This window comes from Streptomyces sp. Mut1, from assembly GCF_030719295.1.
Taxonomy (GTDB): domain Bacteria; phylum Actinomycetota; class Actinomycetes; order Streptomycetales; family Streptomycetaceae; genus Streptomyces; species Streptomyces castrisilvae.
In genome coordinates, this window is the sequence record NZ_CP120997.1 from 5,011,862 (window position 1) to 5,026,371 (window position 14,510).

Annotated in this window: 15 protein-coding genes; 11 read left to right on the forward strand and 4 right to left on the reverse strand. The window is 72.1% G+C overall.

What is annotated here, in order from left to right:
* Window positions 1-32 precede the first annotated feature (32 nt).
* The 4 genes from P8A18_RS21880 to hutH all read left to right on the forward strand — a co-directional run bounded on the left by P8A18_RS21880 (window position 33) and on the right by hutH (window position 5,071).
* Entirely contained in the window at window positions 33-1,214 is a 1,182-nt protein-coding gene (locus P8A18_RS21880; RefSeq protein WP_306056861.1) for an adenylate/guanylate cyclase domain-containing protein, read from the forward strand.
* A gap of 143 nt (window positions 1,215-1,357) precedes the next feature.
* Entirely contained in the window at window positions 1,358-2,170 is an 813-nt protein-coding gene (locus P8A18_RS21885; protein ID WP_306056863.1) for an enoyl-CoA hydratase/isomerase family protein, read from the forward strand.
* A gap of 85 nt (window positions 2,171-2,255) precedes the next feature.
* Entirely contained in the window at window positions 2,256-3,440 is a 1,185-nt protein-coding gene (locus P8A18_RS21890; protein ID WP_306056864.1) for a GGDEF domain-containing protein, read from the forward strand.
* 80 nt (window positions 3,441-3,520) lie between these two features.
* Window positions 3,521-5,071 (forward strand): histidine ammonia-lyase, encoded by a 1,551-nt coding sequence (gene hutH / locus P8A18_RS21895; RefSeq protein ID WP_306056865.1) that lies wholly within the window; start codon window positions 3,521-3,523, stop codon window positions 5,069-5,071.
* A 76-nt stretch (window positions 5,072-5,147) separates the two neighbouring features.
* Here hutH and P8A18_RS21900 read toward each other — a convergent pair whose 3' ends face one another.
* Window positions 5,148-5,438: a hypothetical protein gene (locus P8A18_RS21900; RefSeq protein ID WP_306056866.1), complete on the reverse strand. Its 291-nt coding sequence runs from the start codon at window positions 5,436-5,438 to the stop codon at window positions 5,148-5,150.
* 169 nt (window positions 5,439-5,607) lie between these two features.
* Between P8A18_RS21900 and P8A18_RS21905 the strand changes: the two genes are divergently transcribed.
* The 7 genes from P8A18_RS21905 to gdhA all read left to right on the forward strand — a co-directional run bounded on the left by P8A18_RS21905 (window position 5,608) and on the right by gdhA (window position 12,364).
* Window positions 5,608-6,009 carry a hypothetical protein gene (locus P8A18_RS21905; RefSeq protein ID WP_306061060.1) on the forward strand — a complete coding sequence of 134 codons (402 nt, stop codon included), beginning with the start codon at window positions 5,608-5,610 and terminating at the stop codon, window positions 6,007-6,009.
* Between the two features lie 216 nt (window positions 6,010-6,225).
* Window positions 6,226-7,491: a L,D-transpeptidase gene (locus P8A18_RS21910; RefSeq protein WP_306056868.1), complete on the forward strand. Its 1,266-nt coding sequence runs from the start codon at window positions 6,226-6,228 to the stop codon at window positions 7,489-7,491.
* A 159-nt stretch (window positions 7,492-7,650) separates the two neighbouring features.
* Window positions 7,651-9,120 carry an ABC transporter permease gene (locus tag P8A18_RS21915; protein WP_306056870.1) on the forward strand — a complete coding sequence of 490 codons (1,470 nt, stop codon included), beginning with the start codon at window positions 7,651-7,653 and terminating at the stop codon, window positions 9,118-9,120.
* Window positions 9,121-9,151: 31 nt separating this feature from the next.
* Entirely contained in the window at window positions 9,152-9,835 is a 684-nt protein-coding gene (locus P8A18_RS21920; protein WP_306056871.1) for an ABC transporter ATP-binding protein, read from the forward strand.
* A 155-nt stretch (window positions 9,836-9,990) separates the two neighbouring features.
* Entirely contained in the window at window positions 9,991-10,350 is a 360-nt protein-coding gene (locus P8A18_RS21925) for a DUF1330 domain-containing protein (RefSeq protein ID WP_306056873.1), read from the forward strand.
* 116 nt (window positions 10,351-10,466) lie between these two features.
* Entirely contained in the window at window positions 10,467-10,637 is a 171-nt protein-coding gene (locus tag P8A18_RS21930) for a hypothetical protein (protein WP_306056875.1), read from the forward strand.
* A 347-nt stretch (window positions 10,638-10,984) separates the two neighbouring features.
* Window positions 10,985-12,364: an NADP-specific glutamate dehydrogenase gene (gene gdhA, locus P8A18_RS21935; protein WP_306056877.1), complete on the forward strand. Its 1,380-nt coding sequence runs from the start codon at window positions 10,985-10,987 to the stop codon at window positions 12,362-12,364.
* A 69-nt stretch (window positions 12,365-12,433) separates the two neighbouring features.
* On the opposite strand, the gene msrA is transcribed toward gdhA, so the two are convergent.
* The 3 genes from msrA to P8A18_RS21950 form a co-directional block, all read right to left on the reverse strand.
* Window positions 12,434-13,099, reverse strand: a complete 666-nt coding sequence (msrA, locus tag P8A18_RS21940) for a peptide-methionine (S)-S-oxide reductase MsrA (protein ID WP_018550403.1) — start codon at window positions 13,097-13,099, stop codon at window positions 12,434-12,436.
* 75 nt (window positions 13,100-13,174) lie between these two features.
* Window positions 13,175-13,297 carry a hypothetical protein gene (locus tag P8A18_RS21945; RefSeq protein WP_018550402.1) on the reverse strand — a complete coding sequence of 41 codons (123 nt, stop codon included), beginning with the start codon at window positions 13,295-13,297 and terminating at the stop codon, window positions 13,175-13,177.
* A gap of 75 nt (window positions 13,298-13,372) precedes the next feature.
* Window positions 13,373-14,479 (reverse strand): hypothetical protein, encoded by a 1,107-nt coding sequence (locus tag P8A18_RS21950; protein WP_306056880.1) that lies wholly within the window; start codon window positions 14,477-14,479, stop codon window positions 13,373-13,375.
* Window positions 14,480-14,510: the final 31 nt, after the last annotated feature.

Below are 14,510 nucleotides of genomic sequence, written 5' to 3' on the forward strand. Positions count from 1 at the left end.
GCAGTGCGCAGGGAACGGGCAGGAGGCGGCTGGTGACCGTCGACGACACGACCTCCGGCGATGGCACGCAGCCTCCGTCGGACCCCTCGGTCCACGCCACACCGCACCACGAAGTCGACCACACGGCGGAGCCGACCGACGACCCCCTCGCGATCCGGCTGGAACAGCTGATCCTGGGCGCCGACCGGCGCTACACGCCGTTCCAGGCGGCCCGCACCGCCGGCGTCTCCATGGACCTGGCCTCCCGCTTCTGGCGGGCCATGGGCTTCGCCGACATCGGCCAGGCCAAGGCGCTCACCGAGGCCGACGTGCTGGCGCTGCGGCGGCTGTCCGGTCTGGTCGAGGCCGGGCTGCTCAGCGAGCCGATGGCGATCCAGGTGGCCCGGTCGACCGGGCAGACCACCGCCCGGCTGGCGGAATGGCAGATCGACTCGTTCCTGGAGGGTCTCACCGAGCCGCCCGAGCCGGGCATGACCCGTACCGAGGTCACCTACCCGCTGGTCGAGCTGCTCCTGCCGGAGCTGGAGGAATTCCTGGTGTACGTGTGGCGGCGCCAGCTCGCCGCCGCCACCGGCCGGGTCGTGCAGGCGGCCGACGACGAGGAGATGGTCGACCGGCGCCTGGCCGTCGGCTTCGCGGACCTCGTCGGCTTCACCCGGCTGACCCGCCGTCTGGAGGAGGAGGAGCTCGGCGAACTCGTCGAGTCCTTCGAGACCACCTGCGCCGACCTCGTCGCCGCGCACGGGGGCCGGCTCATCAAGACCCTCGGCGACGAGGTCCTGTTCGCCGCCGACGACGCGGGCACCGCCGCCGAGATCGCGCTGCGCCTCATAGAGGCGATGGCCGCGGACGACACGATGCCGGCGCTGCGGGTCGGCATCGCCTTCGGCACGGTCACCACCCGGATGGGCGATGTCTTCGGCACCACGGTGAACCTCGCCAGCCGGCTGACCTCGATAGCGCCGAAGGACGCGGTCCTGGTGGACGGGGCGTTCGCCAAGGAGCTGACGCGCACGGGCGACGCCCCGGTCTCGGAGGCGCGGGCCGCGGAGGAGGCCGCCGCGGCCGCCGAGCGGGCCGAGAAGGAAGGCGCGCACGGGGAGCCCGTCCCCGTGCCCGCGTACCGCTTCGGGCTCCAGCCGATGTGGCAGCGCCCGGTGCGCGGCCTCGGCGTGGTCGAGCCGTGGCTGCTGGCCCGCCGCGGCACCACCTGAGCCGGTCCGACGCTCCCTCGGCCCGGTCCGGCGCTCTTTCGGTTCGGGCCGGTACGCCTTCGGCCCGGTCCGGCACTCCCGTTCGCGGGGCGGCTCTGCGATCATCCCTCCGGTAACGCTCGTTAACCGACAGGGGTGCAGCCATGACCGTGACGTCCGAGCAGCGGTTCGGGGAGTTCGTCGTCGTACGGGGCCACGAGGGCCTGGAGCACGTCGCCGAGCTGGTACTCGACCGGCCCAGGGCCATGAACGCGGTGTCCACCGACATGGCCCGCTCGATCGGCGCCGCCTGCGACGCGCTCGCCGCCGACCGTGACGTGCGGGTCACCGTCCTCACCTCCAGCCACGAGCGGGCCTTCTGCGTGGGCGCCGACCTCAAGGAGCGCAACTCCTTCACCGACGCGGACCTGGTGCGCCAGCGGCCCACCGCGCGGGCCGCCTACACGGGGGTGCTGGAGCTGCCGATGCCGACCGTCGCCGCGGTGCACGGCTTCGCGCTCGGCGGGGGCTTCGAGCTGGCCCTGTCCTGCGACCTGATCGTGGCCGACCCGACCGCCGTGGTGGGGCTGCCCGAGGTCTCCGTCGGCGTCATCCCGGGCGGCGGCGGCACCCAGCTGCTGCCGCGCCGGGTCGGGGCCGCCCGTGCCGCCGAGCTGATCTTCAGCGCCCGCCGGGTGCCGGCCGCCGAGGCGCGGGAGCTGGGCCTGGTGGACGAGCTGGTGGGGGAGGGCGAGGACCGGACCGAGGCGCTCGCGCTGGCCGGGCGCATCGCGGCCAACTCGCCGGTCGGGCTGCGGGCGGCCAAGCGGGCGCTGCGGCTCGGGCACGGGCTCGACCTGCGGGCGGGCCTGGAAGTCGAGGACTCCGCCTGGCGGTCGGTGGCCTTCTCCGGGGACCGGGCGGAGGGCGTGGCCGCGTTCAACGAGAAGCGGAAGGCGAACTGGCCCGGGGAGTAACCCTGGGTATCCATATGTGACCCAAATGATCACGCTCCGGAGTCGTTAAGTGATCACTTGTCTCATATCGCCCTAAACTGGCGCAATGGGTGGTGACGATGTGCGGCTGCGGGCCGTGGTTTCGCTTGCGCAGACGATGGCCGCGGCGCACACCCCCCGGGGGTGCTGGCGAGCGGCCGCCCTGGGGGCGTGCGAGGCGCTGGGCGGCAGCTTCGCCGCGCTCTCGGTCTGGGAGCGCGGGCGCGGGCGGCTGAAGGTCCTGGTCAACGCGGGCGAGCGGGCCGAGGGCGAGGAGGAGTTCCCCGACGAGGAGGTCTATCCGGTCCATCAGTTCCCGGAGATCACCGAGTTCCTGCACGAGCGGTGGGCCGGCGGCGGCGAGCCGGACGCCTGGGTGGAGACCGCCGAGGGGCCGGTGGACGGGGAGACCGGGCGGGAGGCGGGGGACGGCGGCGCGCACGGGTACGGGCCCGGCTACTGCCACCAGCGGGTCGCGGCCCTGCGGCGGCGCGGGCGGGGGTGCTGCGTGGTCGCGCCGATCGTCCTGCACGGGCGGGCCTGGGGCGAGCTGTATGTGGCGCGGCCGGCCGGCGCCCCGGTCTTCGGGCGCGCGGACGCCGACTTCGCCACCGTGCTGGCCGCCGTCGTGGCCGCCGGGCTCGCCCAGACCGAGCGCCTGGAGGAGGTGCGCAAGCTCGCCTTCACCGATCCGCTGACCGGCCTCGCCAACCGGCGGGCCGTCGACATGCGGCTGGACGAGGCGGTGGAGCGGCACCGCGCGGACGATGCCGTGGTCAGCCTGGTGGTCTGCGACCTGAACGGGCTGAAGTGGGTCAACGACACCCATGGCCACGCGGTCGGCGACCGGCTGCTGGAACGTTTCGGCTCGGTGCTCTCCCGGTGCGGGGCCATGTTGCCCGGCGCGCTGGCCGCCCGGCTCGGCGGGGACGAGTTCTGCCTGCTGGCCGTGGGGCCGGGGGCGGACGAGGTGGTCGCCGTGGCCACCGAACTCTGCGAGCGGGCGGCCGGGCTGGAATTCGGCAACGGGGTGGCCTGCGGGATCGCCTCCACCGGGGACCCGATCGGCCCGGTGGTCTCCGCCCGGCGGCTTTTCCGGCTCGCGGACGCGGCTCAGTACCGGGCGAAGGCGGCCCGCTCGGCGCGCCCGGTGGTGGCGGGGCGCGACGGCGAGGTCATCCGGCTGGCCGACTCCCCGCCGAAGTCCCCGCACGACCGCCGCAGGCTCCGCGGCAACCGCCCCGAACTGTGACCGGCGCCCGTGGAAGCCGTAAGGGGTCAACCCGCCGACCGCTGGTGACATGAAGGGTTTCAATCCGTACGCTGCTGAATATGGATATGCATACAGTCGTGGTGGGGACGTCCGGTACCACTGCTGAGGACGTCATCGCCGTGGCCCGCGGCAACGCCCGTGTCGAGCTCTCCGCCGCAGCGGTGGCCGCGCTGGCCGCGGCCCGCGAGATCGTGGACGCGCTCGCCGCCAAGCCCGAGCCGGTCTACGGCGTCTCGACCGGCTTCGGCGCCCTGGCCAGCCGCCACATCAGCCCGGAGCTCCGCGCGCAGCTCCAGCGCAACATCGTCCGCTCGCATGCCGCCGGAATGGGCCCGCACGTCGAGCGCGAGGTCGTCAGGGCGCTGATGTTCCTGCGGCTGAAGACGGTCGCCTCCGGCCGTACCGGCGTACGCCCCGAGGTCGCGCAGACCATGGCGGACGTCCTGAACGCGGGCATCACCCCCGTCGTCCACGAGTACGGCTCGCTCGGCTGCTCCGGCGACCTGGCGCCCCTGTCGCACTGTGCGCTGACCCTGATGGGCGAGGGCGACGCGGAGGGCCCCGACGGCACCGTCCGCCCGGCCGGTGAACTCCTCGCCGCGCACGGCATCACCCCGGTCGAGCTGCGCGAGAAGGAGGGCCTGGCCCTCCTCAACGGCACCGACGGCATGCTCGGCATGCTGGTCATGGCCCTGGCCGACCTGAAGACCCTCTACACCTCGGCCGACATCACCGCGGCCCTCTCCCTGGAGGCCCTGCTCGGCACCGACAAGGTCCTCGCCCCCGAGCTGCACGCCATCCGCCCGCACCCCGGCCAGGGCGTCAGCGCGGACAACATGCTGCGGGTGCTCGCCGGGTCCGGCCTCACCGGTCATCACCAGGACGACGCGCCGCGCGTCCAGGACGCCTACTCGGTGCGGTGCGCGCCGCAGGTCAATGGGGCCGGCCGGGACACCCTCGCGTACGCCGCGACCGTCGCCGACCGCGAGCTGGCCTCCTCCGTGGACAACCCGGTCGTCCTGCCCGACGGGCGGGTGGAGTCCAACGGCAACTTCCACGGGGCGCCCGTCGCCTACGTGCTGGACTTCCTCGCGATCGTCGCCGCCGACCTCGGCTCGATCACCGAGCGCCGCACCGACCGGCTGCTGGACAAGAACCGCTCGCACGGGCTGCCGCCGTTCCTCGCCGACGACGCGGGCGTCGACTCCGGCCTGATGATCGCCCAGTACACCCAGGCCGCCCTGGTCAGCGAGATGAAGCGGCTCGCCGTGCCGGCCTCCGCCGACTCCATCCCGTCCTCCGCGATGCAGGAGGACCACGTCTCGATGGGCTGGTCGGCCGCGCGCAAGCTGCGTACCGCCGTCGACAACCTCGCCCGGATCGTCGCCGTCGAGCTGTACGCGGCGACCCGTGCGATCGAGCTGCGCGCCGCGCAGGGGCTGACCCCGGCGCCCGCCACGCTCGCCGCCGTCGAGGCGCTGCGGGCTGCGGGCGCCGAGGGCCCCGGACCCGACCGCTTCCTGTCCCCCGACCTGGCCGCCGCCGACGCCTTCGTGCGGGCGGGCGGGCTGGTCTCGGCCGTGGAGCCGGTCACGGGCCCGCTCGCCTGATCAGGACGCGTACGGCCCGTACGCGGGAAGCGGCCACCGGACATCTCCGGTGGCCGCTTCCCGCGTACCGCACGCGTCAGACGGCGGGCCTGGGGCTCGTACGGCGGGAGGAATAGGTCACGAAACCCGCCCCGACGCCCAGGAAGGCCACCCCGCCGAGCAGATACGGCGTGGTGTCGACGCCCGTCCCGGTGTCGGCGAGCGTCGCGGAGTCGGCGTCCGCGCCGGCCACCGACGCGGTGCCGGCCGCCGTGCCGGGCGCGGGCCCGGTGTCGTCGGTGGCGTTCGCCGAGGGGACGAACCACAGGGCGCACAGCAGGGTTCCCGCAGCGGTGGCGGTCAGGAGCGGGCGGCGGATGACGGTCACGGAATCGATCCCCTTTACGACAGCCGTGAGGAGGGCTCGGACCGATGCTAATGAACGCAGCGGGTCGCGGGAAAGGGATGGCGGCCAGAGGCTTAATGTCCGCCCCATGAGCACTTCCGAGTCATCTGGAACATTCGCCTCCGCGCGGTACGTCCGCCTCCGGGTCGACATGGTGGTGGAGATCACCGACCCCGACGCCCTCAGCGGAACCGCCCTGGAGAGCCTGGCCGCCGAGTACGGGGAGCCCGGCGGCGAGGACGCCGAGGAACGCACGCATGCCGAGGCGGCGGTACGGGAAGACGGAGCGGAGGCCCTCGCCTCGCTGATCGACCCGTTCGACCTGGTCGGCGAGGTGCCCGGCGTCGAGCTGACCCAGGCCTCCTGGAGCAGCGAGAGCATCGACTACGACCCCGACGACCCGGACGCCTGGGAGGACGACGAGGACGACGAGGACGGCGAGGGGGACAGCGGAAAGGACGTCTGGGAGGACGAGGGCGGCCGGGGAGCCTTCGGTATCCCGCACAATGGAGAAGAGGCCGGCGGCAACGGCGGCCCGGAGCGGCGGGTCTGACCTGTGGGAACACGGCCCCGGCCCGCCCGCGGCGGCCCGGGGCCGGCCTGTGCCGCGGACACGGGAACCACCGCCCCCGGCACGGCGTCGATGAGTGGTGTTCCCCACATCTTCGGCGGACGTGGAACGGGAATCCCGTACAGGGGGTTCTTGGAACATTGACGGGGTTTCGTCCGTGGGGGGCCCTGCTCGGGGTTTTCGGGGAATTCGGCAACGATGGAGAAGCGTGTGATGACGGACAGCAAGCGGCGCAAGGGCCTGATGGCCGCGTCCGCACTGCTCGGCGGCGTACTGGTGCTTTCCGCCTGCGACGACGGCGGCGACAAGGGCGGTCCCAGCCCCGAGAGCTCGAAGTCCCAGGCGGCCGACGTCGACAAGGCGGCGGCCCAGGAAACCTCCGAGGCACAGATAACGATCTCGCCCAAGAACGGCGCGACCAACGCGAGCATCAACAACGCCGCCAAGGTCGCCGTCGCCAAGGGCAAGCTGACCGCCGTCACCATGACGACCGCGGCCGGGGACAGCGTCAAGGGCACCCTCGCCGCCGACGGCACGAGCTGGCAGCCCGACGCCCAGCTGGAGCGCTCCACCACCTACAAGATCAGCGCGACGGCCGAGGACTCCAAGGGCCGCGAGGCCCACGAGAACTCCTCCTTCACCACCGTCTCGCCGGACAAGAGCTTCATCGGGAACTTCACCCCCGAGGACGGCTCCACCGTCGGCGTCGGCATGCCCGTCTCGATCAACTTCAACAAGCCGATCACCGACACCAAGGCCGTCCAGGACGGCATCAAGGTGACGTCCAGCAGCGGCCAGCAGGTCGTCGGCCACTGGTTCAACTCGCAGCGCCTGGACCTGCGCCCCGAGGACTACTGGCAGGCCGGGTCGACCGTCACCCTGAAGCTGTCCCTGGACGGCGTCGAGGGCTCGGACGGCGTCTACGGCGTCCAGCAGAAGACCGTCACCTTCAAGGTCGGCCGCAACCAGGTCTCGACGGTCGACGCCAAGACCCACATGATGACCGTCACCCGGGACGGCAAGACGGTCAAGACCATCCCGATCTCCGCCGGCTCGCCCGACAACCCGACGTACAACGGACAGATGGTGATCTCCGAGAAGTACAAGGAGACCCGGATGGACGGCTCGACGGTCGGCTTCACGGACGACGACGGCAAGGGCGAGTACGACATCAAGGACGTCCCGCACGCCATGCGGCTGTCCACCTCGGGCACCTTCATCCACGGCAACTACTGGGGCAAGGGCATCTTCGGCAGCGCCAACACCAGCCACGGCTGCGTCGGCCTCGCCGACGTCAAGGGCGCCGGTGACGCCGACCAGCCCGCCGCCTGGTTCTACAACAACTCCATGATCGGTGACATCGTCATCGTGAAGAACTCCCCGGACAAGACGATCCAGCCCTCCAACGGCCTCAACGGCTGGAACATGAGCTGGTCCGAGTGGACGGCGGGCTCCGCCGCCTGACCGGCCCGTCCGGCGCTTCTCCCCACCCCGTACGCCGAAGGCGGCGGCACCGGCCCCCAGCAGGGCTCCGGTGCCGCCGCCTTCGGCGTACCCGGGGTTCTCATCCGGCTCTCATGGTGGCCTTAACCCACCATCACAAGCCGTCCCTAACCTCGCGCCATGTTCTTCACCTACCTCCGGCGCGAGCTGCGCCGCCGCAGAAAGGCGGCGCTCGTCGTCGCCTCCGGGCTCGCCCTCGGCATCGCGCTCGTCATCATCGTCAGCTCGGTCTCCTCGGGCATGAGCAAGGCCCAGGACAAGGTCCTGGAATCGCTGTACGGCCTCGGCACGGACATGACCGTCACCAAGGCCGCCGCGGCACCGGGGTCCGGCAGCGGCGAACGGCCCAAGTTCGAGTTCGACGCCAAGGACAGCGACGACGACGAGACCCAGAGCACCGACCGGGTCATGGTCCAGGGCTTCCAGACCCTGGCGTCCTCCACCGTCGACAAGGTCGGCAAGCAGGACGGCGTCGCCGGCGCGGTCGGCGGGCTGAGCCTGTCCGTCATGAAGGTGGACGGCCAGTTCAAGCGCGGTGAGTTCAAGCAGGAGGGCGGCACGGGCCAGGGCGGCGGCCGGGGACCCGGCGGCGGGGGCAGCAGCCAGCCGCAGGGCGAGGTCAGGGGCGGCGGCGCCTCCTTCGACGTCAACTCCTACACGGTGTACGGCACCGACGTCACCCAGCAGGACCTCGGCCCGCTCACCTCGTCGAAGATCACCTCGGGCCGCACGTTCAGGACGACCGAGACCAACGCCGCGGTGGCCGTGGCCGACTCCGCCTACGCCAAGGAGAAGACCCTCTCCACCGGCAAGACGGTGACCATCAGCGGCACCGAGTTCACGATCATCGGTGTCTCGACGGCCGACAGCGGCGACGCGGCCGCCAACCTCTACATCCCGCTCCAGCGGGCGCAGACCCTCTCCGACTCGAAGAACAAGGTCACCACGGTCTACGTCAAGGCCGCGGACTCGCAGAAGATCGACAGCGTCAAGGCCACCATCCAGAAGAACATCCCGGGCACCACGGTCACCACGTCCGCCGACCTCGCGGACACCGTGTCCGGCTCCCTCTCCACCGCCTCCGACCTGGCCTCCAGCGTCGGCAAATGGCTCTCCATCGCCGTCCTGATCGCCGCGTTCCTGGTCGCCGGGCTCCTCACCTCCTCGGCCGTCAGCCGCCGCGTGCGCGAGTTCGGCACGCTCAAGGCGCTCGGCTGGAAGAGCGGCCGGGTCACCCGCCAGGTCGTCGGCGAGGCCCTCGTCAACGGCCTGATGGGCGGCGTCCTCGGCATCGCCATCGGCCTGGCCGGGGCATACGCCGTCACCGCCGTCAGCCCCACCCTCACCGCCGAGCTCGGCTCCTCCGGCGGCGGAGGCGGGATGCGCGGCGGCGGCCTGATGGGCGGCGGCGGGCCCGGCCGGCAGAGCGCCTCCAAGGCCCTCGACATCGCGCTGACCGCCCCCGTCTCCCTCTCCATCATCCTGGTCGCCGTCGTCCTGGCCGTGGCGGGCGGGCTGATCGCGGGCGCCTTCGGCGGCTGGCGCGCCTCCCGGCTGCGCCCCGCCGACGCGCTGCGCCGCGTCGAGTAGCCCACCTCCGTACCCCGTCAGGAGAACCCCCATGTACACGCTTCAAGGCGTCACCAAGCAGTACAAGCGCGGCAAGTCCACCGTGCACGCCCTCGCCGGCGTCGACCTCACCATCGAGGACGGCGGCCGCCTGGTCATCCAGGGCCCGACCGGAGGCGGCAAGTCCACGCTGCTCCAGATGCTCGGCGGCCTGGACCGCCCCACGGCGGGCAGCGTCGAACTCGACGGCGTGGACCTCGCCGGGCTCAGCGAGGCCAAGCTCACCAAGGTGCGCGCCCAGAACATCGGCTTCGTCTTCCAGAGCTTCAACCTCATCCCCACGCTCACCGCCCAGGAGAACGTCGAGACCGCCCTCGTACCGCTGGGCGTCAAGGCGTCCGAGCGGCGCGGAAGAGCCGCCGAGGCGCTGGAATCGGTCGGCCTCGGCGAGCGTCTCGGGCATGTGCCCAGCGAGATGTCCGGCGGCCAGCAGCAGCGCGTCGCCATCGCGCGGGCCCTGGTCAAGCGGCCCAAGGTGCTGCTCGCCGACGAGCCCACCGGCAACCTCGACGAGTCCATGCGCGACGAGATCATGGAGGTGCTGGAGACCCTGTGGAAGGAGCACGGGCTCACTTTCATCATGGTCACCCACGACAGCTCCATCGCGCGGCGCGCCCCGCGCCTGGCCACCATCCGCAAGGGCAAGGTCACCATCACGGAGAACGCCGCGGCCTGAGCCGCCCGCCTCCACCGCTTCGGCCGCCGCCGGCGGGCCGCCCCGGCCCCCGGCGGCTTCCCGCATGACCTCGCGGGTAATCGACGCGTCCCGGCGCCCCCGGCAGCATGGTGCCCATCAGCCGACGGACCGCCGCAGAAGACGGAGGGCGAGACATGACCGCCTACGCGATCGCACACCTGTACCCCGAAGGGCGCCCCAGCGAGGAGGTCATCGAGTACATCGACCGCATCCAGTCGACGATGGACCCCTTCGGGGGCCGCTTCCTGGTCCACAACACCCCCGTCGAGGTGGTCGAGGGCGACTGGCCGGGCGCGGTGGTCGTGCTGGGCTTCCCCGGCATGGACGCGGCACGCGCCTGGTACGCCACCCCGGCCTACCAGGAGCTGATCCCGCTGCGGGCCCGGAACATGGCGGGCGACCTGGTGCTCGTGGACGGTGTGGGCCCGGACTACGACGCGTCGGCGACGGCCGCCGCGATGCGGACCGCGATCGGCGGCGCCCCGGGGGTGTAGCGGGCTGCACCCCCTTCCGGGAGGCAGATCCCTCGTGGCGCGACGCGGCGGCGGGAACGATGGAGGCACAGCCGGAACACCGGTCCGGCCTTCCCGCCACTCTCCGGAGGAAACCCATGAAGCCCCTTCTGTGGACCGTGCTCCTCGCCGCACTCGTGGCCAACGTCTCGCTCAGCTTCGTGGTGGATCAGAACGGCACGCACATCGCGCTGAGCGTCGTCTCCGGCGTGGCGGTGCTGGCCTCCGGCGCGGGTCTGTGGGCGCTGCGCGGCCCCCGTGAGGACTGAGGCCACGGCCCCGGCCTCACAGTCGCCCCCGGGTCACTGTGAGGTTCACCACTTCGGGGGAGTCCCTGTTGCGGTTCCAACCCGGCCATTCCTGCCCGGAACCGGCCTCGCGCAAGGCCGTTGGCCGGGTGCGGTGCCCGTACGGGCGGGATCACCATGTGGATGGGGCGGGCCATTGAGCCGGGCCACTGGGAGAATCGATACGCCACAACGGTCCTGTACGCCGCATCCGAGAGCGCGGTATGCGTGAAGTTCCGGCGACACCCTCAATGGGGAGGGGGACCCAGGCGCCCCTCGGGACGGGGGCGCCCCCGCGTATGAGCCGACCCATGGAAGGTCTTGATCAGATGCCGGTCACCCCTGACTCCGCAACCCCGTACGCCGCCGAGAACCGCGTCATCGAGCCGTTGTACGCGGAGATCCTCCGCCGCAATCAGGGCGAGAAGGAGTTCCACCAGGCGGTGCGGGAGGTTCTGGAGACCCTCGGCCCCGTGCTGGCCCAGCGGCCGGAGTTCGTGGACGCCCGGATCATCGAGCGCATATGCGAGCCGGAGCGCCAGCTCATCTTCCGGGTGCCGTGGGCGGACGACTCGGGCGACATCCACGTCAACCGCGGCTTCCGGGTCGAGTTCTCCAGCTCGCTCGGCCCGTACAAGGGCGGGCTGCGCTTCCACCCCTCGGTCAACCTCGGCATCGTGAAGTTCCTCGGCTTCGAGCAGATCTTCAAGAACGCCCTCACCGGCATGCCCATCGGCGGCGGCAAGGGCGGCGCGGACTTCGACCCGAAGGGCCGCTCGGACGCCGAGATCATGCGGTTCTGCCAGTCGTTCATGACCGAGCTCCACCGCCATCTGGGCGAGTACACGGACGTCCCCGCGGGTGATATCGGGGTCGGCGGCCGCGAGATCGGCTACCTCTTCGGCCAGTACAAGCGGATCACCAACCGCTACGAGTCCGGCGTCCTCACCGGCAAGGGCCTCGGCTGGGGCGGCGCCCTGGTACGCACCGAGGCCACCGGCTACGGCTGCGTCCTGTTCACCGCCGAGATGCTGCGCAGCCGGGGCGAGTCCCTCGACGGCCAGCGCATCGCCGTCTCCGGCTCGGGCAACGTCGCGATCTACGCCGTCGAGAAGGCCCAGCAGCTCGGCGCGACCGTCGTGACCTGCTCGGACTCCGGCGGTTACGTCGTGGACGACAAGGGCATCGACCTCGACCTGCTCAAGGAGATCAAGGAGCAGGGCCGCGGCCGCGTCTCCGAGTACGCCGAGCGGCGCGGCGCGCACGTGAAGTACGTCGAGGGCACCGGCGTCTGGAACGTCCCCGTCGACGTGGCGCTGCCCTGCGCCACCCAGAACGAACTGCACGAGGCCGACGCGCTCACCCTCGTCCGCAACGGCGTCAAGGCGGTCGCCGAGGGCGCGAACATGCCCACCACCCCCGAGGCCGTCCGCGTCTTCCAGGACGCCGGCGTGGCCTTCGCCCCCGGCAAGGCGGCCAACGCGGGCGGCGTCGCCACCAGCGCCCTGGAGATGCAGCAGAACGCCTCGCGCGACTCCTGGACCTTCGCCCACACGGAGCAGCGCCTCGCGGAGATCATGCGCCACATCCACGACTCCTGCTACACCACCGCGGAGAAGTACGGCAGCCCCGGCAACTACGTGGTCGGCGCCAACATCGCCGGCTTCGAACTGGTCGCGGACGCGATGCTGGCGCAGGGCCTCATCTGAGCCGCTGACGCCGTGATCCGCCGAAGGGCCGGGGGAATCCTCCCCCGGCCCTTCGGCGTACGTCCGTGCTCAGCCCTCCGCCGGGGCCACGCCCACCGGGCAGGAGACGCCCGTGCCGCCGATGCCGCAGTAGCCGGCCGGGTTCTTGTCCAGGTACTGCTGGTGGTCCGGCTCGGCGGGCCAGAAGGCGCGGCCCTCGGCCGGGAGGATCTCCGTGGTGATCCCGCCGTGGCCGGAGGCCGTCAGGACCTTCTGGTACGCCTCGCGGGAGGCCTCGGCGGCGGCCGCCTGGGCGGGGGAGTGGGTGTAGAGCGCGGAGCGGTACTGGGTGCCCACGTCGTTGCCCTGGCGGAAGCCCTGGGTGGGGTCGTGCGACTCCCAGAACAGCTTCAGCAGCTCGGCGTACGTGACGACACCCGGGTCGTACACGACGCGGACCGCCTCCGTGTGGCCGGTCAGACCCGAGCAGACCTCTTCGTAGGCGGGGTTCTCGGTGTAGCCGCCCTGGTAGCCGACGAGCGTCGTCCAGACGCCGTCCGTCTGCCAGAACTTGCGCTCGGCACCCCAGAAACAGCCCAGCGCGAAGTCCGCGGTCTCCAGGCCCTCCGGATACGGGCCGAGCAGGCTGTTGCCCAGGACCGTGTGGCGGGACGGGACGGTGAACTCCGGGGCGGGACGGCCGCGCAGGGCTTCCTCCTGGGTGGGGAGCTGGGGGGTGCGGCGGTGCAGGAACATGCGGGGGCTCCTCCTGGGTCGGCGTGCTGTCCGTACAACGCGCCGGGCGCCCCGCGGATTCCTGCGGACCCCCGCTCAGCGGCGGGGCGCGTCCTCGCCCCGCTCGGTCGCCTCGACGTAGGCGGCGGCCCGCTTGCGGGCCTTGAACCAGAAGTAGAGGCCGAGACCGATGAGGGCCAGAGGTATCAGGCGTGCCACGGGTGTACCTGTCCTTGCGGTGGGGAACGACGGGGCCCCTACCGTCGCACAGGCGACGCCCCCGCGGGAGGGGCGTCAGCGCGGCAGCGTCGCCGGGCTGCCGCCGTTCGCCTCGTAGCCCGCGACCGCCAGCGCCCGGTACACCGTGTACTCGGCGGCCGGGTCCTCGCTCGCCGTCCAGGGCAGCGCGCCCACGTGCCCGTCGATGTGGACCAGCTGGTGCACCGCCTCCGACCAGCGCTCCATCCGGACCAGGAACAGCACGAGCAGGTGGCGCACATGCGCGAGCATCGGGTCGTCGCGGCGCGCCGCGTGGACCGCGAACATCGCGCCCTCGACCGCCTTCGTCACCACCTGGCTCTGGTAGAAGCCCCGCACGAGATTGATCTCGGGCAGGTGCTCGTACACCGCGAACAGCGGCAGCGCGGCCAGCAGCGAGCCCTGCGGGGCGCGGGCGGCCGCGGCGGTCGCGAAGCGGTCGGCCTCCTCGCGCGAACCGTGCCACCGCTCGCTCCAGAAGTGCAGGGCCGCGATGTGCGCCCCCATGTGCGCGGGCGCCCGGTCGATGATCTTCGCCCAGACCTGGTCGAACTCCTCGCCGGAATACCCCAGTCCACGGGCGACCGCCAGCTCCACGATGTACGGAACGGGGTCACCCGGCGCCAGCAGAGCCGCCTCGGCGATCACCGAACGGGCCTCCTCCAGCAGGATCCGGAAGTCGTCCGTACCCGCCGTGGACGAACGCCACGCCTGCTGGACCAGGAACTCCGCGTGCACCGCCGCAGCGCCCGCGTCCTTCGGGGCCTGGGACCGCCACTTGCGCAGCCAGGCCCCGCCGACGCCCGGCCGCTGGAGCAGTTCGAGCGAGGCTGCCCCGGCGAACGCCTGTACCCGCTGCCACCGGACCTCGCTCTCCTTCGGCGTCCCCGCCAGCAGCTGGGACGCCGCCCGCCACTCCTGCGTGTGCTGGACGACCTCCAGCACGTCCAGCAGATCCTGGTCGGGGCCGGGCGTGCGGACGTCCAGCTCCTCCTGGCGCACGAAACCGTAGTCCTGCGGGTCCGCCGCGTCGGGGGAGCCCGGCGCGGCCAGCCGGATACCACCGCCCCGACGGCGCAGCACGAACGGGCCGATGACGGCGGTCAGCATGCACAGCGCGAGCAGGATCCACAGAATCTCCATGCCCCCATTGTCACCGGACGGCCCCGGTGCT